Origin of the sequence: Arthrobacter cheniae, from assembly GCF_003602275.1 — a bacterium.
Taxonomy (GTDB): Bacteria; Actinomycetota; Actinomycetes; order Actinomycetales; family Micrococcaceae; genus Arthrobacter_D; species Arthrobacter_D cheniae.
In genome coordinates this window covers 1-1,616 of sequence record NZ_QZVT01000033.1, presented here as the reverse complement: position 1 = coordinate 1,616, position 1,616 = coordinate 1, and the positions used below count along the sequence as shown (strand labels likewise).

Below are 1,616 nucleotides of genomic sequence, written 5' to 3'. Positions count from 1 at the left end.
GTTGAGCGGACGTCGTCGTCATCGGACAAGCCGTCGGGGTTGTCGCGCAGGGGTGCGATGTTCTCTGCCGCGTCAGCAGGCCTGCTGTCCGTGCTGCCGATGGGGACCCGGAGTGCTTCCGCCGCTCCGGCTCTGAAGGTGCCTTCGCAGGTCGTGAAACCGGCCGTCCTTGGGCCGGCAACGGGCCATGGAGTTGGTAATCCGCGGGGTGCGGAGGTTGCGCTGAAGATGCGTAGCCAGCAGGGCCGTTTCGGTTTGATGTTCCCCTCCCTGCAGCCCTTCGCCCCGTCGGAGGCTCTCCTGGCCGTCATGGCCCAGCGGATGATCGACCCACGACAGCCACTGGCCGATGTCTCTTCGAGCGAGGACGGTTTCGACAACGCCGAGATGCCGGCCGGGTACACCTACCTCGGCCAGTTCATGGACCACGACATCACGCACGACATCACGCCTCTGTCCCTGCAGAAGGCCGACCCCCTGGCCCTTAAAAACTTCAACACCCCGTTCTTCGACCTCAGCTCCGTCTACGGCCGCGGGCAGGCGGAGGACCCGCAGCTCTACGACCCGAAGGACCCAGCCCTGCTCCTGGTCGCAACCACGGCCGAAGGGATCTCGGACGTCCCTCGCACAGGCGCTGGAACGGCGATCATCGGCGATGGGCGAAACGATGAGAACCTCATCGTGTCCCAGATGCACCTGGCGTTCCTGAAGCTGCACAACCACTTCGTCGGCCTCGGTAACTCCTTCGCCGACGCACGCAGGCTCGTCCGCTGGCACTACCAGTGGGTAATCGTCAACGATTTCCTACCCCGCATGGTCGGGCCCGAGCTGGTCACGGCGATGCTGCTCCACCAGTCCCACGGGACCATCAAGGTCGACAACAAGTTCTACAAGCCCGGGAACCGCCAGAAGCCCATGATCCCGCTGGAGTTTTCCGTCTGCGCCTACCGGTTTGGGCACAGCATGATTCGCGCCGAGTACGAAATGCACGACAACACCACCTTCCCGCTGTTCGGCCCTCCGGGGCAGGACCTGCGCGGATCCCGTCCCCTGCCGTACGACGCGCGGGCCGACTGGAGCTACTTCTTCGACATCCCGGGTGTCGAGCCGCCCATGGGCCGCAACACCACCCGGCTCCTCGACACGCAACTGTCCTTCCCCCTCGCGAACCTGCCCCCCACGGTAGTGAGCCACATCGACGGTGCCATCTATGCTCTCGCCCACCGCAACCTGCTGCGGGGGGTCAAGCTGGGTCTTCCTGCGGGGCAGGACGTCGCCAAGGCACTCGGCGTCCCTCCCATCCCTAATACCAGGCTCGGCCTGTACGAACCCGAATGGGGAAACAAGGCACCGCTCTGGTTCTACATCCTCAAGGAGGCGGAACTGCAGGGCGGCCGCCAGCTGGGACCGGTCGGCGGGCGGATCATCGCCGAGGTCATCCTGGGCCTGTTGTCCCTTGACCCGGATTCCTACCTGAATTCCCGGATCCGGTGGACGCCGGCCGACCCCGCCTTCGGGATGGGGGAATTATTCAAGATGAGCGGTGCAACCTTCAAGACGGAGGAAAACTTGACGGAAGAGGAGCTCCCCGAGGAGGAACTACCGGAAGACCACCT

At 64.6% G+C, this 1,616-nt stretch carries 2 protein-coding genes; one reads left to right on the top strand and one right to left on the bottom strand.

Annotated elements, in window-relative coordinates; genetic code table 11:
• Positions 1-311, bottom strand: a 311-nt coding sequence (locus D6T63_RS19630) for a hypothetical protein (protein WP_220725993.1), incomplete at its 3' end; no start/stop codon positions are given.
• On the opposite strand from D6T63_RS19630, the gene D6T63_RS18820 reads away from it, so the two are divergent.
• Positions 310-1,616: peroxidase family protein (locus D6T63_RS18820; RefSeq protein WP_220725992.1), on the top strand; the 1,307-nt coding region annotated here is incomplete at its 3' end. The genes D6T63_RS19630 and D6T63_RS18820 overlap by 2 nt on opposite strands.